At 65.4% G+C, this 21,348-nt stretch carries 18 protein-coding genes; 17 read left to right on the top strand and 1 reads right to left on the bottom strand.

From position 1 onward, the window contains the following. Positions 1-125 precede the first annotated feature (125 nt). The 10 genes from U1702_RS01565 (at position 126) to U1702_RS01520 (ending at position 14,970) form a co-directional block, all read left to right on the top strand. The gene (locus U1702_RS01565; protein WP_332721489.1) at positions 126-1,022 is read left to right on the top strand and encodes a LysR family transcriptional regulator; all 897 of its coding nucleotides are present in this window, start codon (positions 126-128) and stop codon (positions 1,020-1,022) included. A gap of 141 nt (positions 1,023-1,163) precedes the next feature. Next, on the top strand, positions 1,164-2,381 hold the full coding sequence (locus tag U1702_RS01560) for an FAD-dependent oxidoreductase (protein WP_332721488.1): 1,218 nt from the start codon (positions 1,164-1,166) through the stop codon (positions 2,379-2,381). A 54-nt stretch (positions 2,382-2,435) separates the two neighbouring features. Continuing rightward, the gene (locus U1702_RS01555) at positions 2,436-5,519 is read left to right on the top strand and encodes a TonB-dependent receptor domain-containing protein (RefSeq protein ID WP_332721487.1); all 3,084 of its coding nucleotides are present in this window, start codon (positions 2,436-2,438) and stop codon (positions 5,517-5,519) included. 119 nt (positions 5,520-5,638) lie between these two features. Further along, the gene (locus tag U1702_RS01550; protein WP_332721486.1) at positions 5,639-7,189 is read left to right on the top strand and encodes an N-acyl-D-amino-acid deacylase family protein; all 1,551 of its coding nucleotides are present in this window, start codon (positions 5,639-5,641) and stop codon (positions 7,187-7,189) included. Further along, positions 7,186-8,496, top strand: coding sequence for a dicarboxylate/amino acid:cation symporter (locus U1702_RS01545; protein WP_332721485.1), 1,311 nt, complete (start codon positions 7,186-7,188; stop codon positions 8,494-8,496). Before U1702_RS01550 ends, U1702_RS01545 begins: the two co-directional genes overlap by 4 nt. A gap of 11 nt (positions 8,497-8,507) precedes the next feature. Then, positions 8,508-10,226, top strand: coding sequence for a gamma-glutamyltransferase (ggt, locus tag U1702_RS01540; protein WP_332721484.1), 1,719 nt, complete (start codon positions 8,508-8,510; stop codon positions 10,224-10,226). Then, entirely contained in the window at positions 10,223-11,947 is a 1,725-nt protein-coding gene (locus tag U1702_RS01535) for a gamma-glutamyltransferase family protein (protein ID WP_332721483.1), read from the top strand. The genes ggt and U1702_RS01535 overlap by 4 nt, the downstream gene beginning before the upstream one ends. Continuing rightward, positions 11,947-12,789 carry a dienelactone hydrolase family protein gene (locus U1702_RS01530; RefSeq protein ID WP_332721482.1) on the top strand — a complete coding sequence of 281 codons (843 nt, stop codon included), beginning with the start codon at positions 11,947-11,949 and terminating at the stop codon, positions 12,787-12,789. The genes U1702_RS01535 and U1702_RS01530 overlap by 1 nt, the downstream gene beginning before the upstream one ends. A 219-nt stretch (positions 12,790-13,008) precedes the next feature. Beyond that, a complete protein-coding gene (locus tag U1702_RS01525; protein ID WP_332721481.1) occupies positions 13,009-14,511 on the top strand; it encodes a helicase HerA domain-containing protein in 1,503 nt (500 codons plus the stop codon). 186 nt (positions 14,512-14,697) lie between these two features. Further along, complete coding sequence (locus U1702_RS01520; protein ID WP_332721480.1) at positions 14,698-14,970, top strand: hypothetical protein; 273 nt, start codon at positions 14,698-14,700, stop codon at positions 14,968-14,970. 35 nt (positions 14,971-15,005) lie between these two features. Here the strand turns inward: U1702_RS01520 and U1702_RS01515 are convergent, their stop codons facing one another. Beyond that, a complete protein-coding gene (locus U1702_RS01515) occupies positions 15,006-15,776 on the bottom strand; it encodes a TlyA family RNA methyltransferase (RefSeq protein WP_332721479.1) in 771 nt (256 codons plus the stop codon). 80 nt (positions 15,777-15,856) lie between these two features. Between U1702_RS01515 and U1702_RS01510 the strand changes: the two genes are divergently transcribed. From U1702_RS01510 to U1702_RS01480, 7 genes are all read left to right on the top strand, one after another. Then, positions 15,857-16,399 (top strand): glycoside hydrolase family 108 protein, encoded by a 543-nt coding sequence (locus U1702_RS01510; protein ID WP_332721478.1) that lies wholly within the window; start codon positions 15,857-15,859, stop codon positions 16,397-16,399. Between the two features lie 37 nt (positions 16,400-16,436). Next, positions 16,437-16,850 (top strand): holin family protein, encoded by a 414-nt coding sequence (locus U1702_RS01505; RefSeq protein WP_332721477.1) that lies wholly within the window; start codon positions 16,437-16,439, stop codon positions 16,848-16,850. Between the two features lie 76 nt (positions 16,851-16,926). Further along, entirely contained in the window at positions 16,927-17,478 is a 552-nt protein-coding gene (hslV, locus tag U1702_RS01500; protein WP_332721476.1) for an ATP-dependent protease subunit HslV, read from the top strand. Next, positions 17,475-17,855 (top strand): hypothetical protein, encoded by a 381-nt coding sequence (locus U1702_RS01495; RefSeq protein WP_332721475.1) that lies wholly within the window; start codon positions 17,475-17,477, stop codon positions 17,853-17,855. Before hslV ends, U1702_RS01495 begins: the two co-directional genes overlap by 4 nt. A 14-nt stretch (positions 17,856-17,869) precedes the next feature. Then, positions 17,870-18,925 carry an aldo/keto reductase gene (locus U1702_RS01490; RefSeq protein WP_332721474.1) on the top strand — a complete coding sequence of 352 codons (1,056 nt, stop codon included), beginning with the start codon at positions 17,870-17,872 and terminating at the stop codon, positions 18,923-18,925. Positions 18,926-18,927: 2 nt separating this feature from the next. Further along, positions 18,928-20,220, top strand: coding sequence for an ATP-dependent protease ATPase subunit HslU (hslU, locus tag U1702_RS01485; RefSeq protein ID WP_332721473.1), 1,293 nt, complete (start codon positions 18,928-18,930; stop codon positions 20,218-20,220). A 110-nt stretch (positions 20,221-20,330) separates the two neighbouring features. Then, positions 20,331-21,341, top strand: coding sequence for a hypothetical protein (locus U1702_RS01480; protein WP_332721472.1), 1,011 nt, complete (start codon positions 20,331-20,333; stop codon positions 21,339-21,341). Positions 21,342-21,348: the final 7 nt, after the last annotated feature.

Raw genomic sequence — 21,348 nt, 5'->3', positions numbered from 1 at the left:
AGGTCTGCGTCCAACCCGCCCTCCCCGGTTGTTCCTCACCCGGAACGGTAGCGGCGTGAGGTTAACAGCGGGTTTGGCATCTGCGCCGAACTGGACTTCGCGGCGGCTGTGCTTAGGGTTTGGCCATGCGCTTTCGGCAACTCGAAGTCTTCCACGCCGTCTATACCCACGGCTCGATCAGCGCGGCGGCGCGCGCGCTGGGCGTTTCGCAGCCGTCGGTGTCGAAAACGCTGCACCATGCCGAGGATAATCTGGGCTTCACGCTGTTCCAGCTCTCGCGCGGCCGCCTGATCCCGACCGACGAGGCGCATGCGTTGATGCGCGAAGCGGGCGACCTGTTCGACCGGCTCGGCACGCTGCAACTCACCGCGCGCAATCTGGCGCAGGCGGGTGGCGGGCATATCCGGCTGGGCATCGTCCCCAGCCTCGCGCTCGACGTGGTGCCGCAAGCGATGGCGCAATTCCGCCGCGAATATCCGCGCGTGACGTTCGAGGTACACACCCATCACCACGACGATCTTGTCCGTTCGCTGATCGAACGCGAAATCGACCTCGCCATCGCCTACACCCCGCCGCCACACCCGCGCCTGACCCGCAATGTGCTGGCCGAGGGCGAGCTGGTCGTGCAATTTCCCGAGACCATGTTCGCGCCCACGGGTCCGCGTTTCCCGCTCGACTTGCTCGCCGACCGCGACGTGATCGGCGTCACTGCAACGGGGCCGATCGGCGACGTGCTCACCCGCGCCGCGCGCGACCGCGGCATTGCCTTTCGTGAGACCGTGTCGGTCCAGACCTTCTTCATCGCCGCGCGCCTTGCCCAGCTCGAAGAGGGTGTCACGGTGATCGACGAGTTCACCGCCCGCGCCTGGCAGTCGCCCGGTTTCCGCTGGCTCCCCACCGATCCGCCGCTCCGCTTCACCATCTCATGGGCGACGCTCGAGGAACGCCAGCCATCGCGCGTCGCCCGCCAGTTCCTACGCACGCTGGAGACGGTTCTGACGGAAAGTCGGTGCAATCCATAGCCTCTGGTTATGGGTAGTGAATCAAAACCACACTTTGCATCACGCTCGCGCACGATAGTTTCACCTCGCACGCCGGAACGGTAACCCGGAGCGCGGGGGATATCGACTGACCATGGCGTTCAAGCCCGATCGGCATATGCGATGACGCGCAGCGAGGAGATCATCGTGCTCGGCGCGGGCGTGGTCGGCATGGCGACCGCGCTGACGCTGGCCGATCGCGGCCACCGCGTCACCGTCATCGATTCTGCCAGCGGCCCCGGCCTCGGCACATCCTTCGCCAACGGCGCACAACTCAGCTATTCCTATACCGACGCGCTTGCCAGCCCGGCCACCCTGTCGCAAATCCCGCGCCTTCTGCTCGGCCTCGATCCCGGTCTGCGCTTCAGCCTGCGCTTCGATCCCGACTTCATCGCATGGACCATCGCGTTCCTGCGCAACGGCAGCGCCGATCGTTTCCGGGCCAACACGCTCGCCGGGCTCGAACTCGCCACCGAATCCCGCGCGGCGCTTAACGCGCTAACCGCGCGCCACGGCTTGGAATATGGCCACAGCATTCCGGGTAAGATCCATCTCTACCGCACCGCCGGCGCCTTCGCCGCCGCGCAGCGGATGGTCGAGCTGAAAGAGGGTCACGGCGTCGTCCAGACCTTGCTCGATCCCGATGCCGTGGTCGCGCTCGAACCGATGCTCGCGGCAGTGCGCGGCGACATTGTCGGCGCGCTTCACACGCCCGACGAAGAGGTCGGCGATCCGCATCGTTTCTGTACCAGCGCGCATGCCGCGCTGCTCCGCGCGGGTGGCAGCTCGATGTTCGCCACCGGCATCGACCGGATCGAGGCGAACGGTCGCAAGCCCGGCATCGTCACCGCCGACGGCCACCGCGTCCCCGCCGATCGCATCATCCTGTCGACCGGAAACGGTGCACCGCGCCTCGCCCGGCAACTCGGCGTGCGGTTGCCAATTCAGCCGATGAAGGGCTATTCGATCACCGCCTTGCCCGGCCCTGCCGCACCGTCGGCCAGCATCACCGACGTTGCCAATCGCGTCGTCTTTGCCCGTCTCGGCAATCATATGCGGATCGCGGGCTTGGCCGAACTGGGCAAACGCGACACCCGGGTCGAACCGAAACGATTGCGCAACCTGATCGATAGCGCGCGGGCTGCGCTTCCCCAGGCGGCAGACTATGAATCAATCGAATCGAGTTGGGCGGGGCTGCGGCCGATGACCCCCGATTCGCTGCCAATCACCCGGACCATCGCGCCGGGGATTATCGCCAATACCGGGCATGGCGCGCTCGGCTGGACCTATGCCGCAGGGTCAGCCGAACGCGTCGCCCGACTGGTGGAGGGGAAAGCCTGACGGTGCGAAGACGCCGAAGCATATCAACCGGGTTTTTGTAAAAGGGGTAACAACATGAAGACTGCAATCCGCATCGCCAGCCTGATGGGCGGGATTTCGCTTCTCGCCGCCGCCAACGCCGCCATGGCACAGGACACCGGCGCACCCGCCCCGGTTCAGGACGCACCGCAGACCGCCGCCGATGTTCAGGGCGACGAGGGTGAGGAAGTCGTCGTCATCGGATCGCAGATCAAGGGCGCGGACGTCGCCGGATCGCTCCCCGTCGTCGTGCTGAACGAGGACGACATCGCCGCCACTGCCGCCACCAGCGGCGACGATCTGTTCCGCTCGATCCCGCAGGCGGGCGACGTCGCCTTCAACGAAAGCCGCGATGCCGGCGGCATTAACGATGCGCGCGGCGACACCGCGTCGATCAACCTGCGCGCGCTCGGTACCGGCAACACGCTGGTGCTGTTGAATGGCCGCCGCATGGTCCTTCACCCCGGCACCCAGGCCGAAAATCTCGTGCCGGTGCAGAGCGTCAACACCAACACCATCCCCGTGCTCGGCGTCCGCCGGGTCGAAGTGCTGCTCGACGGTGCCGCCGCCATCTATGGCTCGGACGCGGTTGCCGGCGTCATCAACACGGTGCTGAAGGACAATTTCAAGGGGCTGCGTGTCACCGGTGAGGTCGGCTTCACCGACAATTCGGACCAGCGCGAATATGAACTGGGGTTCGAGGCCGGACACAGCTTTAACGATGGCAAGACCAACATCTCGCTGTTCGGGTCGTTCAACCACCGCGACGCGCTGTTCGCACGCGAGCGCCGCAATTCGCGCTCGGCCGATCTGCGCCCGCTGGTGGTGGGTACGCCGTTTGAAGGTGACACCGATTTCGACAACACCTCGGTCGACAGCATCTGGGGCGAGTTTCAGCGGCTGACCAACAGCTTCGTCGCATCGACCACCGCCGCACAGGCCAATGGCGTCACGCTGACGACCAGCGGCATCTTCCACATTCAGCCCAGCACCAACGAGGGCTGCGTCGTCGCCAGCGGCTATGCCGGCACCTGTTTCGACAACAGCTCGCTCTCGACCGCCTCCACCGACAACAATCTCAAATACGACATTAACGACGTCCGCACGATCGTCGGCCGCAATCAGCGGATCAACATGTTCGGCTTCTTCAACCATGAATTCGACAGCGGCCTCGAATTCTTTGCCGAGGCGGGTTGGTATCGCGCCGATTATCGCTCGCAGCGCGAACAGGACACCGCGCTCGCCAGCCAGCGGCTGATTATCCCCGCCAACGGTTTCTACAACCCGTTCGGTCCGGTTGGCAGCCCAAACCGCATCCCCGGTCTGACCGGCGTCGCCACCACCGGCGTGCCGATCGAGCTGATCGACTATCGCCCGGTCGATGCCGGCCCGCTGGTCGTCAATGTCCGCAACGACACCACCCGCTTCCTCGCCGGGTTCCGGGGCGAACTGTTGGGCTTCGACTTCGACAGCGCCGCGCTCTATTCAAAGGCGCGCACGGCGGACAGCATGCGCACGGTCAGCCTGACCAAGTTTCAGGAAGCACTCGGTCGCCTCGACGCCACCGCCTATAACCCGTTCAACGGTGGCGACCCGGCCAATCCCGGCCGCATCGACTCCACGCCCAACCCGCAAAGCGTGATCGACGGCTTCATGGTCGATATCGGCCGCGTCAGCACGACCGAGCTGGCGATGGCGGACTTCAAGTTGTCGAAGAACGACCTGTTCAACTTGCCGGGCGGTCGTGTCGGCATGGCGGCGGGGATCGAGTTCCGGCACGAAACCTTCGCCGACGACCGCGATCCGCGCCTCGACGGTACGATCAGCTTCACCGCGCTCGACGGATCATCGAACGGCAGCGACACGATCGGCGCCAGCCCGACGCCGGACAGCAAGGGCAAGCGCGACGCCTTCTCCGCCTTCCTCGAACTGGCGGTACCGGTGGTCTCCGAAGATATGGATATCCCGCTGGTCCGTTCGCTCGATCTCCAGCTCGCGGGCCGCGTGGAAAGCTATCAGGGCTTCGGATCGGTGGCGAAGCCAAAGGTCGCTTTGTCCTGGTACCCCGTCGCCAACCTCCAGCTGCGCGGGTCATGGTCACAGGGCTTCCGCGCGCCGAATCTGCCGCAATTGTTCGAGAACGGCATTCAGCGTTCCAACACCCGCACCGACTGGATCAAGTGCGAGGCCGATCTGCGCGCCGGGCGCATCGCCAATTTCGACGCCTGCACGCGCAGTCAGGGCGTGGTCAGCAACCGGTCGGGCAGCCAGACGCTGACGCCCGAGGAATCGGACAGCCTGTCACTGGGCGGCACCTATCAGCTGAATCTGGGCAGCGCGGGTCGCCTGACCTTCACCGCCGACTACTGGGAAATCCGGCAAAAGAACGTAATTGGCCTGTTCGGCGATTCCAACGCGCTGGTGCTCGACTACTTCCTGCGCCTGTCGGGCTCGTCCAACCCCAACGTTCAGCGCGCCGCGCCGACCCCGGCGGAAATCGATGCGGTCGCGGGCACCGGCATCGCGCCGGTCGGCCGGATCATTCAGGTGATCGACAATTACACCAACCTGACGCCGCGTGCCGTGCGCGGCTATGATCTGGGTGTCTATTATCAGGTCAAGGACACCGCGCTCGGCGATTTCAGCGTGCGGTTGAATGCCGCGCGGCTTCTTGAATTCTATCAGGTGCCGGGGCCGGCGTCACAGGCGCTGATCGACGCCCAGGCCGACGGCACGATCGATCCGACGATCAACATTACCGGTGCACAGAGCATCATCGAGGAGAATGGCCGTCCGAAATGGCGCGGTTCGGCCAGCATCACCTGGAAGTCGGGCATGTGGGGCGCGGGTTATTTCACCAGCTATGTCGGGGCGGTCAACGACACGTCCGCCTCGCTGGCGGACGGCACCCGTTTCCGCGTCGATGATTACATGACGCACAGCCTGTACCTTCAGGTCACGCCGGACAGCGGCGTGCTCGACGGCACCCGCTTCCGTATCGGCGCGCGCAACATGTTCAACCAGCTTGCACCGATCGCCGACCAGAGCACCGGCTATATCGGCGATCTGTACGGCAACCGCGGCCGCCAGATCTACGCGTCGGTCAGCAAGAAATTCTGATGCGTTTGTTCGGGCTTACGGTTCTGCTGATCCTTAGCCCCTCCCCTTCAGGAGTGGCAGGTTGGACTGCCCCCGGCAGTCCAAGCTCAGCCCGGGGCGCTGAGCGACCTGCCACTGGGTTGGGGTGGGGCAGTGCGGCAAGCCCCAGCCTTGACCAGACACTTCGCACCCTCGACCTCATCATCACCGGCGGGCAAGTCATCGACGGCACGGGCAGCGCGCCGCGTGCCGCCGAGATCGGCATCACCGGCGATCGCATCGTCTATGTCGGCCAACGCCCACGCGGCACGACCGCTCTCCGCACGATCGACGCGCGCGGCCTGACCGTCACGCCCGGCCTGATCGACCCGCATACCCATTCGACGTCCGATGCATTGTCGAAGGACGTGACCAAGCGCCAGCTCGCCAACCATTTGCTGCAAGGGGTCACCAGCATCGCCATCGGCAATGACGGCGGCGGCGCGACCGATATCGCCGGGCTCTTCGCCCGTCTGTCCACCAATCCCACGGGCCCCAATGTCGCCAGCTTCACCGGCTTCGGCGAAGCCCGCCTTGCGGTGATCGGCAACCGCGACCGCGCACCGACGCCCGCTGAAACCGCAAGGATGGAAACGCTCGTTGCCCGCGCGATGTGCGACGGCGCGCTCGGCCTGTCCGCCGGTCTCTATTACGCCCCGCAAAGCTTCGCCAAAACGGCGGAAGTCGCTGCCCTAGCCCGCGTCGCCGGACGCTATGGCGGGATCTATGAAACCCATCTGCGCGACGAAGGCAGCGCCTCGATCGGCCTGCTCCCCGCAATCGACGAAGCGATGACGATCGCGCGCACCGGCAAACTCCCGCTCCACATCGCGCACATCAAGGCACTTGGCGTCGACGCGCAGGGCATGGCGCCGAAAGTCATCGCGCATATCCGCGCTGCGCAGAAATCCGGCCTGAAGATCACCGCCGACGAATATCCGTGGGAAGCCTCCAGCACGTCGCTCGCTGCCGCGCTCGTCCCGCGCCGCGCACAGGACGGTGGCGCGTTCGCGATGGTTGCCAACCTCAAGACCGCTGATGCCAAACTGCGCGCCGAGATCACCGAACAACTGCGCATACGCGGCGGCGCGAACGCCATCCTTCTCGTCAGCGGCGCACACAAGGGCAAACGCCTCGACGCCATTGCCCGCGCGTGGAACCTCCCCCCGCTCGACGCCGCGATCCGGCTGCTCATCGCCGAACCCGGCGCCAGCATCGCCAGCTTCAACATGATCGCATCCGACATCGATGCCTTTGCCCGCGAACCCTGGGTGGTGACATCCTCCGACGCCACCAACGGCCACCCGCGCCGCATGGGCAGCTTCGCGCGCGGCTGGCGGCTGTTCGTGCGCGAGAAGCAGTTGATGACGCCCGAACGTTTTGTCCAGCGCTCGTCCGGTCAGACCGCTCAGATCCTCGGCCTGCTGGATCGTGGCACGCTCGCCCCCGGCAAGTTCGCCGACATCGCGATTTTGGACGCACGGACCTATGCCGAACAGGCGACCTATGACTCGCCCGACCGGCCCTCGGTCGGCGTGCGATACGTGCTGGTCAATGGCCGTCTCGCAGTGGACAAGGGTCGCCTGACCGGCACGCTCGCCGGACGTCCGCTGCCCAAGCCACGCCAACCGAAGTGGAACTGCCCCGCATGACCGAAACGACCGCGCCCGAAGCCGTGGAAACGTCCGAACGACGCGGTCCCGTCCGTCGCGCCTTTGCATGGTGGTTCGGCGTCGCGCTGTGGAAACGCATCCTCGGCGCGCTTGTCCTCGGGGCCGCCGTCGGCTTGCTATGGGGTGAAGGCGCAACCGCGATCGGCTGGATTGGCACATTGTTCGTGCGCCTGATCCGCATGCTGGTGGTGCCGCTGGTGTTCCTGACAATCGCCTCCGGCGTCGCCGCGCTGGCGGATCCCAAACGCCTTGGCAGCATCGGCGTGAAGACGTTGGCGATGTACATCTTCACCACCGCGCTCGCCGTCACCACCGGGCTCATTGTGGCGACGCTCATCGCCCCCGGCCTGGGTGCCAGTTTCGCGGGCGCGATTCCGAAAGCGATGGGGACCCCACCCGACACCGCACAGATGTTCATGGAGATCATCCCCGACAATCCCATCGGCGCGATGGCGGAGGGCAAGACGCTCGCCGTCATCTTCTTCGCCATCCTCGTCGGCGCGGGCGTGATCGCGGCGGGCAAGGGCGCGGAGCCGGTGCGCCAGTTCCTGAATGCCGGGTCGGAGGTGATGCTGAAGATCGTCGGCTTCGTGATGGAAACCGCGCCGTTCGGCGTGTTCGCACTGATCGCAGTGGTCATGGGCACGACCGGTCCGTCGAGCTTTCTCGCAGTGCTGAAACTCGGCCTGTGCGTCGTCATCGGATCGGCCATCGTCACCTTGCTGATTCACGGGCTGATCGTCGTGCGGCTGATGGCGTGGCTGCCCCCGCTGCCCTTCTTCCGCGGCATCGCCGACGCGATCATGGTCGGCTTCTCGACCTCGTCCAGTTCCGCCACATTGCCTGTCGCGATCCGCGTTGCCGAGCGCAATCTGGGCGTCTCACCTCCCATCGCCTCCACGGTCCTGCCACTCGGCGCGACCATCGGCATGGACGGCGCGGCGATGTATGTCGCCATGCTCACTTTGTTCTCGGCCCAGGCATTCGGCATCGATCTCAGCTGGGCCGATTATCTGGTGATCGCCGCCACCACCACCATCGTCGCGATGGGCGTCGCCCCGGTCCCCTCCGGATCGCTGTTCGTGCTCGCCGCCGTGCTACACGCGATCGGCATCACGCCGGAACAGACCGCCATCGTCGTCGGCTTCATCCTGCCGTTCGACCGCATTCTCGACATGACTCGTACCGTCCCCAACGTCACCTCCGACCTCGCCATCGCCACCGCCGTCGCGCGGTGGGAGGGGGAACTGGACGTGGCCGTCTATAAATCCGCCGACGATGTATGAGGGGTTTGCCCGTGTTCCTGCGTAACCTTGTCCTAGCCCTAACTGCCTTCGCCCTTGCGCTGCCCTTGCCCGTCGCGGCGCAGAGTAAACACCTCCTCGAATACCCCTCGGTCCACTCTCCCGTCGTCGGCACGCGCGGGATGGTGGTTAGCCAGAACGCCATCGCCAGCGAGGTCGGCGCACAGATCATGCGCGATGGCGGCAACGCCATCGACGCCGCCGTCGCCATCGGCTTCGCACTCGCCGTCACGTTGCCGCGCGCGGGCAACATCGGCGGCGACGGCTTCATGACCGTTTACGACGCCAAGTCGAAACAGGTCCGCGTCATCGACTTTCGCGGCATCGCCCCACGTGCGGCCACCCCCGCAATGTTCGTCGATGAAAAGGGCAAGGAACGCGCGATCGCCTCCTATGGCTATCTCGCCCCCTCCGTCCCCGGCACCGTTGCGGGGCTTGAGCACGCCCACAAAAAATGGGGCAAACTCCCCTGGGCCAAGGTCGTCGAACCGGCGCTCCGCCTCGCCCGCGACGGCGTGAAACTCACCGCCGACGAAGCCTTTGTCTTCGGCTGGGGTCGCGAACGCCTGTCGAAAAGCACGTCGGGCAAGACGACCTTCTACAAGCCCGACGGCACCCTCTACGCCAAGGACGAAATCCTCAAGCAACCCGACCTCGCCTGGACGCTCGGCAAGATCGCCAAAGAGGGCGCGAAAGGCTTCTACACCGGCGAAGTCGCCCGCCGCATCGCCGCGGACATGAAGGCCAATGGCGGCATCGTCACCGCCGCCGATCTCGCCGCCTACAAACCAGTCGAACGCGCGCCGCTGACCGGCACCTATCGCGGCTATACCGTTTATACCGCGCCCCCGGCCAGCGCGGGCGGTGCGACCTTGCTGAACATGCTCAACATCCTCGAGCATTTCGACATGAAGGCGCTGGGGCAAGGGTCCGCCGCCTCGCTCCACATCCTCGCCGAGACGATGAAGCTAGCGTACATCGACCGCTACCGTGTGCTGGGCGATCCCGCCTTCGTCACCGCGCCGGTCAAGGGTTTCGTGTCCAAGGCATATGCCGCCGAACGCGCCGAGCTGATCGACCCGAACAATGCCACCCCCGTCCGCGACCTGCCAGCGGGCGACCCCCTGAAATATGAAAGCCCCTCGACCACGCATTATTCGGTCGCGGATGCAGAGGGCAACGCCGTCTCGACCACCTACACGCTCGGCTCCGATTTCGGATCGGGCATGATGATCGCGGGCACCGGCATATTGCTCAACAACCAGATGAACAATTTCAGCCACGAACAGGCATGGGAGGCCCAGCGCAAGCGCGAAGCCCCGCCGCTCAACGCGATGGCCCCGGGCAAGCGCATGCTGTCCACGATGATGCCGACGATCATCTTCAAGGATGGCAAGCCGTGGCTGGTCACCGGCACCCCGGGCGGCAGCACGATCCCGACCACGGTGGTTCAGATTGTGGTCAATGCGATCGACTATGGCCTGAACGTCGATGAGGCGACGCACCAGCCGCGAATCTATCAGGGAACGACCGCGACGCTCCGCGTCGAACCCAATTTCAACCCGGATACGGTTGCGGCGTTGAAGGCAAAGGGCCATCGCATCACGTCTGATGAAACGATGGGAAGTGCGCAGTCGATCATGATTACCGACAATCTGTTCCTCGGCGGCACCGATCCGCGACGTCCCGGTGCCAAGGCGATCGAGCCATGAAGCTGATGAAGCCACTCGCGCTCACGCTCGCGCTCACCGGTCTCGCCGCTTGCACGCCACGAAACGCGCCGGGAACCGCTGGCCCCGTCGCGCCGCCGGCGGCACCGGCCGCCACGGAGCGTCAGGCCTTCGTTGCCGCCGCCCATCCACTTGCCGCCGAAGCGGGCCTCAATGTCCTGCGCAAGGGCGGCAGCGCGGTCGATGCCGCCGTCGCGATTCAGGCGATGCTCAGCCTCGTCGAGCCGCAAAGCTCCGGCCTTGGCGGCGGCGCGTTCCTTGTCCGCTACGACGCACAGACCAAAGCCGTCACCGTCTATGACGGCCGCGAAACCGCGCCCGCGGGTGCCACCGCCGAAATGTTCCTCGGCCCGGATGGCAAGCCGCTCCCCTTCCGCACTGCCGTCCTCTCCGGTCGCGCCACCGGTGTCCCCGGCGTCGTGGAAATGCTGGACAAGGCCCATGCGAAGAACGGCAAGCTGCCATGGAACGCGCTGTTCGACGACGCCATCCGCACCGCCGATCAGGGTTTCACCGTCACCGCCCGCCTTGGCCGCTTCGTCAACTCGGGCGGCCCGCAACCCAATGCGCCCGACGCCGTCGCCTATTTCAAGAACGAACGCGGCGAGAAGATCAAGGCGGGCGATACGCTCCGTAACCCCGCTTATGCTGCCTTCCTCCGCCGCCTCGCCGCACAGGGGCGGGACGCGATGTACACCGGCGAGACAGCGCGCCGCATCGTCGCCCGTGTCCGCGAAGGCGACCTCGCCAGCACGATGACGCTGACCGATCTGGCGCGCTACAGATCGGTGATGCGCCCGGCGCTGTGCAACGGCTATCGCATCTACATCCTCTGCGCCCCGCCCCCGCCCTCCAGCGGCGTCGGCCTGCTGCAATTGATGGCAATGGTCGAGCGCACGGACATCGCCGCACGTGGCCCGAATGACCCCGTCGCCTGGGTCAAATATGCCGAGGCCAGCCGCCTGATGTATGCCGACCGCGACGCCTATGTCGGCGACGTGGCCACCGTGCCGGTCAAGGGCATGCTCGACCCTGCCTATGTCGCTGCCCGAGCCGCACTCATCTCCGACCGGGCCGGAGCGCCCCCCGTCGCAGGCACGCCCCCGGGCGTCACCACCGCCAGCGTGGACTTCACCAACGAAGTCCCCGGCACCTCGCACTTCATCGTCGTCGATGGCGATGGCAACGCCGTCTCCGTCACCACCACGGTCGAAAGCTTCTTCGGCACCGGCCGGATGGTCGATGGCTTTTTCCTGAACAACCAGATGACCGACTTCTCGTTCGTGCCGACCGGTCCCAACATCATCGCCCCCGGCAAGCGCCCGCGCTCGTCGATGGTCCCCACCGTCATTCTCAACGGCGACCGCAGCCTCGCGGGCGCGATCGGCTCGCCCGGCGGCAACGCGATCTTGGGCTATGTGTCAAAGGCGCTGATCGGCATCATCGACTGGAACATGTCCGTCGCCGACGCCATCGCCCTGCCCAACCTCGTTGCGCGCGGATCGAGCTTCAATGGCGAGACCGACAAGTTTGCCCCCTCACTGCTCGCCGCGATGGCCGAACGCGGCGTCACCGTGCGCGGCGGCACCGGCGAGGATTCCGGGCTCCACGGCGTGTTCATCCGTGACGGCAAGTTCGACGGCGGTGCCGATCCCCGCCGCGACGGGGTCGCCCGCACCATCATTTTGCCAGCGAGGAAATAATGCGCCACCTGCTCGCCGCCGCCATCGTGATCGTCACCCCCGCCGCCGCGCAGGAGGTGAAGGTCGAGGATGTCACCTTCCTCAGCCGCGATGGCAAGACGCAAGTGAAAGGCTACCTCTTCAAGCCAGCAAACGCCCCAGCCAAGCTCCCGGCGGTGGTGATGATGCACGGTCGCGGTGGCGCATACTCGTCGCTGGCCAAGGGCAAATACGACGCCTCGACCCTCTCCAGCCGCCATAAGGCATGGGGCGAACTGCTGGCGAAAAGCGGTTACGCCGCCCTCATGGTCGATGATTTCGGCGCAGTCGGCTTCCCCGCCGGGTTCGCCGCCGGCACCTATGCCGACCGCCCCGCCGCCGTCGACGAAGTCGATTTCCGTCCCTTGCACGCCTATGGCGCGCTCCGCTTCCTCCAGTCGCGCGCCGACATCACCGCCAACCGCGTCGCCCTGCTCGGCTGGTCCAACGGCGCCAGCACCACGCTTGCCGCAATGGCGGACGACAAGCCCGGCGACATGCGCAAGCTCGGCTTCGCAGCGGGCGTCGCGCTCTACCCCGGCTGCGGGCTCAAGAAGCGCTTCGAGAAGGGCTACAAACCCTACCACCCCGTCCGCGTATTCATGGGCACCGCGGATGAAGAGGTCTCACCCAAACTCTGCCAGACCTTCGTCGATCGCAGCAAGGCGGCCGGCAACGACATCGCGCTGCGCATGTTCGAGGGCGCGACGCACAGCTACGACACGCCGACCAAATCGCGGCAGTCCGTGCAGGCGAACGCCACTGCGAAGGCGGCGACCGAGGCCGACGTGCTGGCGTTTCTGGCGGCGAGGTTGAAGGACTAGAGCATGATGACTTCAGCTTGAACCAACCATCGTCACCCCGGGCTTGACCCGGGGTCCCGCTTCTTCGAGCGGTCGCCGTTAGCGGGACCCCGGGTCAAGCCCGGGGTGAAAGAAAATCAGAGTGAAGTCATCACGGTATAAAATCCTCCCCAGCACAGGGAGGATTTTCGTCTCACCGCCCTTGCCCCCACCCCCCGCCATGCGCCACAGCATCCCCCAATGACTGCCCGCATCGACATGGGACTCGACAATGGCGGCAACCCGGTTGCCGTCGATCTGGAGGAGTTGCTCGCCACCCGTCTGCTCGTTCAGGGCAATTCGGGCTCGGGCAAGTCGCATCTGCTGCGCCGCCTCCTCGAAGGCAGCGCAGGCCTCGTCCAGCAAGTCGTGATCGACCCCGAAGGCGACTTCGTTTCCCTCGCCGACGCCTTCGGCCATATCGCGGTCGATGCTTCGGACTACAGTCTCCCCGAACTCGGCCGCCTCGCCGCGCGCGTCCGCGAACATCGCGCCAGCGTCGTCCTCAACCTCGAAGGGCTTGAGATCGACGGCCAGATGCGCGCCGCCGCAGCCTTCCTCGCCAGCCTGTTCGATGCCCCGCGCGAACACTGGTATCCCGTGCTGACGGTGGTCGATGAGGCCCAACTCTTCGCCCCCGCCGCCGCCGGTGAAGTGACCGAGGACGCCCGCCGCGCCTCGCTGTCCGCGATGACCAACCTCATGTGTCGCGGTCGCAAGCGCGGCCTCGCCGGGGTCATCGCAACGCAGCGCCTCGCCAAGCTCGCCAAGAACGTCGCCGCCGAAGCGTCCAACTTCCTGATGGGCCGCACCTTTCTCGACATCGACATGGCCCGCGCCGCCGACCTGCTCGGCATGGAGCGCAAACAGGCCGACTCGATCCGCGACCTTGCGCGCGGCGAGTTCCTCGCGCTCGGCCCCGCCATCACCCGCCGCCCGATCAGCATTCGAATCGGTGAGGTCAAGACCGGCTCCAAGGCCGCCAGCCCGAAACTGATGCCGCTCCCCACCGGCCCCACCGATGAGATGCGCGACATGCTGTTCGCCGCGCACGCTGCCGACGAAGCGCCACCCCCGCCGCCGCCCGCCCCGGTGCCGATGGCGGACCTGTTGCGCGCCGTCGCCACGCCCGCCCCGCCGCCGGTCCCCGACATGCCGGTGCTGGAAGAGGGCGAACAGGCCGATGTCCGCCACGCCATCCTTGCCGAGATCGTGGCCGAGGAAAACCCGCAGCCGCTGCCGTCGCAATATCAGGATTACACCGTCCGCTGCCGGATGCGCGGCGTCGACACCGGCATGGACATGGCTGCGTTCCGCTCCGCCCTCGCCTTCGCCCGCGCCGGCATCCTCGACCCCGCCGACTGGGACGAAGCGATCACGCTGGCCGCGTCATTGCCGGAGGAAATGCTCGCCCCTTTCCTCGCCCTCGCCCGCGCCGCCCGCGCCAGCGAACCCTGCCCGTCCGATGCCAGAATCGCCGCGCTCTACGGCACCAGCTCGCTCGGCCGCGCCAAGCGGATGATGGCGTTCATCGAGGAAAAGGGCCTGATCGTCGCCCGCACCGACCTCTCCGGCAAACGCAGCGTCAGCCTGCCGCATCTCGGCTGGACAACGGCGCCAGCGTGGCCCGACCCGGCCAAGCCGCAACCGGTGGGGCGCGGGGTGGTGCGGGCGGCGGAGCGGGCTCGGAATGGGTATGGGTGAGTAGGGCATTGCCCCAAAAACCCGCCGCCTAAACACACCGTCACCCCGGTCTTGAGCCGGGGTCCCGCTTCTTCTCCCAACGCCAGAAAGCGGGACCCCGGCTCAGGGCCGGGGTGACAATAAGGTGACTTTCTGTCTGCTTGCGATCCGGTTGCAGACAACAACGCATTTGCCTCCCAGACTTTAATGAAGATCGAGGCTGGTGATCGCGTTCAAATAGCTGATACATTCCACTGGGCGTGCGGTGCAACCGGAACAGTGAAGCCGTATCCCGCATCCATAGCTGACGAGATGACGGGCGATCTTACAAATCCCGTAATCATGTTGGTCCCAACGATGAAAAGCACAAAGGAGCAGGCATGGATAGTGTTCGATGAGCCGCAGATTGATGGAGACGGCGATGGACCATACCGAGCCGGGATGATCGACGTTGCTGCTTTGACTAAATCGCTCGATTAGAAAATGACCGCTCATCACCACGAGCTAGCAGTAGCCTAAATATCCGCCGCGCTGCCCACCATCTCCCCCGCCGCCCCGGCCTGCGCTGCAACCAGAAACTCCACATTCCCCTCCGGCCCGGTAATCGGACTCTGCGTCACCCCCGCAACGCTCCAGCCCGCGCCCTCCAGCCACGCCACCACGTCATCGCACACCCGCGCATGCACAGCCGGATCGCGCACCACGCCGCCCTTGCCCACTTCCTCGCGCCCCGCCTCGAACTGCGGCTTGATCAGCGCCACCACCCAAGCCCCCTCACGCACGAACGCGAACGGTCGCTCCAGCACCTTGGCCAGCCCGATAAAGCTCGCATCGCACACCACGATATCCACTGGCTCCGGCACATGTGCCGCCGTCAGAATCCGCGCGCTGGTCTGCTCATGCACCACCACGCGATCGTCCTGCCGCAGCTTCCACGCCAGCTGATTGGTCCCGCTGTCCACCGCGTAAACCCGCACCGCCCCGCGCGTCAGCAGCACGTCGGTGAACCCGCCGGTCGACGACCCCACATCAATCGCCACCATGCCCGCCGGGTCGATCCCGAACACGTCCAGCCCATGCGCCAGCTTCACGCCCCCGCGCGACACCCACGGATGATCGCGCCCGCGCACCTCCAGCGGCACGTCCGCCGCCATCGCCTGCCCCGGCTTGTCCACGCGCTTGTCGCCGCTGAACACCAGCCCCGCCAGGATCAACGCCTGCGCCCGCGTCCGGCTTTCGGCGAGGCCGCGTTCGACGAGGAGTTGATCGGGGCGGGATTTGGTCATGCCATCCTCTACCCTAACAATTGGAGCTTTCCTACAACGAACCATATGGGTAAATGAATTGCCCTCAACAGGAGGGCAAGATGACCATCGACCATCTCATCGAAGACGTGATCGCCCGGGAGGGCGGCTATTCCAACCACCCCGCCGATCGCGGCGGCGCCACGCGCTGGGGCATTACCGAAGCCGTCGCCCGCGCGCACGGCTACCCCGGCGACATGCGCGTCTTCCCGCGCGACGAAGCCGCCGCGATCTACCGCCGCATCTACTGGCTCAAACCCAATTTCTCAGGCGTCGCAAGCCACGCCCCCGCCCTCGCGGCCGAGCTGTTCGACACCGGCGTCAACATGGGGCCAGCGGTCGCCGCGCGCTTTCTGCAACGCGCACTCAACGCGCTCAATCGCGAGGGCAAGGACTATCCCGACATGGCCGTCGACGGCCAGATCGGCACGATCACCCTCGCCGCACTCGCCGCCTTCCTCGCCACGCGCGGCGACGCAGGCGAGGCGGTGCTGCTCAAGGCGGTCGAGGCGCTTCAGGGCGCCCGCTACCTCACCCTCGCCAAATCCCGCCCGGCCAACGAGGCCTTTCTCTATGGTTGGCTCGCCAACCGTATCGGTTCGTAAACCCCGTCATTGTGTCAAGTCTGTCAAGGAAATCAGCATGAGCATCATCGAAGGAATCATCGGCCCCATCGCGGGCCTGATCGACAAGATCATCCCCGATCCCAAGGCCCGCGACCAGGCCAAGCTGGAACTCCTCAAACTCGAAGGAACACAGGAACTCGAAACCGTCCGCACCCAAATCTCGGCCATCGTCGCGGAGGCGAACTCGACCGACCCGTGGACCAGCCGCGCCCGCCCCAGCTTTCTCTACGTCATGTACGCGCTGTTGCTGTGGGCGATCCCGATGGGGCTCATCGGCGCGGTCCAGCCGGACATGGCAAAGGGCATCGCGGCGGGCATGAACGCATACCTCAACGGCATCCCCGAACCGCTCTACGCGCTTTTCGGCACCGGCTATCTCGGCTACACCGCCGCGCGCCAATGGGGGAAGCTCAAGGGCGTGGATAAATAGGCGACCTTCGCCACTTTTCGCGCACGAACGCCGGGGGGCTTGGCAAGTCCAAGTCCCCTTCCCCATATCGCGGTCCATGAGTGACAGCATCAAGTGGCACGGCACCACCATCCTTTCCGTGCGCCGCAACGGTCGTGTCGTCATCGCCGGGGACGGCCAGGTGACGCAGGGCCAGACCGTCATGAAACCCAACGCCCGCAAAGTCCGCCCGCTGGGCGACGGTAAGGTCATTGCCGGGTTCGCGGGCGCGACCGCCGACGCCTTCACCTTGTTCGAGCGGCTCGAATCCAAACTCGAACGCCATCAGGGTCAGTTGATGCGCGCTGCGGTCGAGCTGGCGAAGGATTGGCGCACCGACAAGTTTCTGCGCAATCTGGAGGCGATGCTGATCGTCGCGGACAAGGACATCACCCTCATCATCACCGGCAATGGTGACGTGCTGGAGCCGGAAGCGGGCATCGCCGCGATCGGATCGGGCGGCAATTTCGCCCTCGCCGCCGCCCGCGCGTTGGCCGACTACGAACAGGATGCCGAGACGATCTGTCGCAAGGCAATGGGGATCGCCGCCGAATTGTGCGTCTATACCAACGACCGGCTCACCGTCGAAGCGCTCGACACCGCCGCATGAATTTCCAGATCGACTATGATCCGCTGCGCAATCGCCTCAACGTGATGATCCGTGATTTCTGGACGGTTGAGACGGTCAAGGAATTCGCCGCCGCCTCGGGCGCAAAGGCACAGGAAACCCGGGCGATCCGTGCCGATTACGACGTGCTGATCGATTCGCGCAATTTCCCGGTTCAGGCGAATGACGTCGCCGACCTGCTGCCCGCTATCGCCGATGGCGGACTGGCGCTAACCTCCGGCCGCGCGGCTTCGGTCGTCGGCAGCGCGCTCAACAAGATGCAGGCGGAACGCACCCAGACGCACCCCCGGCTGAAGATATTTCTCACGATGAATGAAGCCGAAGCGTGGCTCGCCAGCCCACCTGAAACCCCGGCCTGATTCAGGAGACCGATATGCTCTATTCCCGCCTCGGCAATACCGGCCTGATCGTCTCGCGGCTTTCGCTGGGCACGATGACCTTCACCAGCGGCGGTGGCACGCCCGCCATTGCAAAGACCGACCCGAAGGACGCCGCAGCATTGGTGGATCGCGCCATCGGCGCGGGTATCAACTTCCTCGACACCGCCGACATCTATGCCAATGGCCAGTCCGAGGAGATATTGGGTCAGATCATCGCCGGACGCCGTGGCGATCTGGTGATCGCGACCAAGGCGGGCTGGCGCACGGGCGGACCACTCAACCGCTCGGGCCTGTCCGCCTCCCACCTCCACTGGTCGATCGACCAGAGCCTGAAACGGCTCGGCACCGATCATGTCGATCTCTACATCGCGCACCGCGACGATCGGAACACGCCGCTGGAGGAAACACTTCAGGCACTCGACGCCATCGTCCGTGCGGGCAAGGCGCGCTATCTCGGCGTGTCGAACTGGCCAGCGTGGAAAGTCTCCGCTGCGATCGAACTGCAACGCGCCAATGGCTGGGCACAGTTCAGCCACGCCCAGCTGATGTATTCGCTAATCGGTCGCGATATCGAGGCTGAGTTCTTCCCGCTGGCGAAGCACTACGGCCTTGGCGTCACCGCCTGGAGCCCGCTGGCGGGTGGGTTTCTGTCGGGCAAATACACCCGCGAAAATCCCGGCGACGCCGACGACCGCCTCGCCACCTATGAAGGGCTTCCGATCGACAAGGACAAGGGTTTCGTGCTGATCGACCGGCTGCGCGAAATCGCCGCCGGCCACGGCGCGACGGTCGCACAGGTCGCGCTCGTCTGGCTGCTGACCCGCGATGCAGTGTCGAGCATCATCCTCGGCGCAACGAAGCTGCACCAGCTGGACGACAATCTGGCGACCGTGAACCTCGCGCTCTCGCCCGACGAGATCAAGGAACTCGACAAGCTCACCCGCCACCCCCGCGCCTATCCCGGCATGATGATCGACTGGGCCGACCAGCCGATCGCACAGGCCCTCGCCGCCAAACCCGGCGCCCCCTACACCCCCGTCAAAGATTGATCATGAACGAAAATTTGACTCCCAAGGCCATCGTCGCCGCCCTTGACGCACACATCATCGGCCAGAATGACGCCAAGAAAGCCGTCGCCGTCGCAATGCGCAACCGCTGGCGCCGCCAACAGCTGTCGCCCGATCTGCGCGACGAAGTGACGCCCAAGAACATCCTGATGATCGGACCCACCGGTTGCGGCAAGACCGAGATCAGCCGCCGTCTGGCCAAACTCGCCGACGCGCCGTTCGTAAAGGTCGAGGCGACCAAGTTCACCGAAGTCGGCTATGTCGGCCGCGACGTCGAACAGATCGCCCGCGACTTGGTCGAGGAAGCGATCCGGCTGGAAAAGGAACGCCGCCGTGTCGCGGTGAAGGACAAAGCGGAGGCGGCCGCAATGACTCGCCTGCTCGACGCGCTGACCGGCAAGGATTCGAGCGCCGCGACCCGCGAAGCGTTCCGCCAGCGCCTGAACGACGGCCATCTCGATCAGAGCGAGATCGAGATTGAAGTCGAAGCCGCATCCGCCACCCCGTTCGAGATCCCCGGCGGCGCGCCACAGATGATCAACCTGTCGGAGATGATGAAGGGCTTTGGCGGGCCGCAATTGAAGCGCCGCAAAATGAACGTCCACGACGCCTGGGCGAAGCTGGTCGAGGAAGAAGCCGACAAGCGTCTCGATCAGGACGAAGTCAGCCGTCAGGCACTCGCCGACGCGGAGGCCAATGGCATCGTCTTCCTCGACGAGATCGACAAGATCGCCGTCAGCGACGTGCGCGGCGGATCGGTCAGCCGGGAGGGTGTTCAGCGCGACCTGTTGCCGCTGATCGAAGGCACCACCGTCGCCACCAAATACGGTCCGATGAAAACCGACCATATATTGTTCATCGCATCCGGCGCTTTCCATGTTGCCAAGCCCAGCGACCTGCTGCCTGAACTTCAGGGCCGCCTTCCCATCCGCGTCGAGCTGAAAGGCCTGACCGAGGATGATTTCGTCGCAATCCTGTCGGACACCAAGGCGTCCTTACCCGAACAGTATAAGGCGCTGATCGCGACCGAAGGCGTCGAGATCAGCTTCACCGAAGACGGCATTCGCGCAATCGCCCGCATCGCCGCCGAAGTGAATGGCGAGGTCGAGAATATCGGCGCGCGGCGGTTGCAGACGGTGATGGAAAAGCTGCTGGAGGAAATCAGTTTCAACGCCGAGGACCGACAGGGGTCGGTGATCGTGGTCGATGCCGCCTATGTCGATAGCCAGCTGGCCAGCATCGCGCGCAATACGGATTTGAGCCGGTATGTGCTGTGATCACGACCATCGTCACCCCGGGCTTGACCCGGGGTCCCGCTTCTTCTGAAACGGCGGGAAGGTAGTGGGACAACGGTGCAAGGCCGGGGTGACAAGGAGGGGGAAGTGGAATGCATCGCTGGATCATCGCCCTTACCGCCCTCCTCTGCACCCTTCCCGCCGCCGCCCAAAACCGCCCGCCCTGCCGCGAAGTCGGCGACGTCGCGCACATCACCCTCGACCCGCAATCCGCCACCCAACTCGCCGAAATCGGCCTGGACCGCACCGCGATCTTCCAACGGATGCGCGAAACTTCGATTCCCGAGACGATGGGCTGCTGGGCGATGCCGGTCGGCAATTTCGATTCAATGCTGGTGTCGGTCGGCATGTCGCAATGGAATTACGGCACCGGCAGCCTGCAACCGGTGCTAAAAGCATGGCGCGACAGTTTCCGCAGCCGGGGTCGCTTCAAGCGTGAACTGAAAACGCTCGCCCCAACCTATGGCAAATTGCTGTTCTCGAAAGATTGCCTCGACACCCCGGTCCGCCAGAAATGCCGCGACGGCATCCTCGCGGCGCACGGCCCGGACGGGAAACTGAACCCAACCGCCATCGCCGAACTGACCCGCATTTTCGAGCATGACGCAATGCTTCAGGTTCAGACGAACACCTATGTAGCCTTACTGCTGGAGGTGCGCGGCGAACTCTTCCGCCTCTGGCCGACCGGCCCGATCAGGGCGCGCAAGGTGAAATGGGCAATCGACACCCGCGTCCAGCAAAAGACGTTGCCGAACAATGAGGACGCCGCCCGCCTGCGCCGCAAGCTCGCCGACCTCGCCCCCGCCGACCGGCCTGCCCGGTTGAAGTCGATGCTAGGCTGGTATCGCGCGTTAAGCGAGGCGGTCGATCAGGACGGCGTCTCCCGCGACTATGCCTGGAACGTCGCCGAATGGACCTGCCTGATCGACCGGGGCCGCATCGATGACGAGCAGTACGAGCTTTTGCACCTCACCTTCCTGCGCAGCCGCACCGCCACCGGCAATTCGGGCCGGTGGCAGGCGCTGACCTTCTCCCGCCGCGCCAAGATCATCCTCGGCGTCGGCAGCGTCAGCGGGGTCAGGGATGGCAGTTGCCTGCCCTGACCCCGAC

This window comes from Sphingomonas sp. LT1P40, from assembly GCF_036663835.1.
Taxonomy (GTDB): domain Bacteria; phylum Pseudomonadota; class Alphaproteobacteria; order Sphingomonadales; family Sphingomonadaceae; genus Sphingomonas.
The sequence above is the reverse complement of the archived record's forward strand: the minus strand, read 5'-3'. Positions and strand labels throughout refer to the sequence as shown.